Raw genomic sequence first — 207 nt, 5'->3', positions numbered from 1 at the left:
AATACAGGTGGTGCATCCATAACCCACAAGGTTATATCCCAATTGATCTAAATATGGTGTCAATCCCGCAGCTGCAAGATAATCTGTGACGACCTTAGAACCGGGTGCAAGTGAACTTTTTACCCAAGGTTTTCGTTGTAAACCTTTTTCAATCGCTTTTTTCGCCAGCAACCCTGCCGCTAACATCACACTTGGATTTGAGGTATT

General features: G+C 43.0%; 1 protein-coding gene. It reads right to left on the bottom strand.

The genetic code is table 11. From position 1 onward, the window contains the following. Positions 1–207: aconitase family protein (locus B4237_RS07095; protein ID WP_286942451.1), on the bottom strand; the 207-nt coding region annotated here is incomplete at both ends.

Source organism: Acinetobacter sp. UBA6526 (assembly GCF_002434875.1).
GTDB classification, from domain to species: Bacteria; Pseudomonadota; Gammaproteobacteria; order Pseudomonadales; family Moraxellaceae; genus Acinetobacter; species Acinetobacter venetianus.
This window is presented reverse-complemented; position numbering and strand designations above follow the sequence as displayed.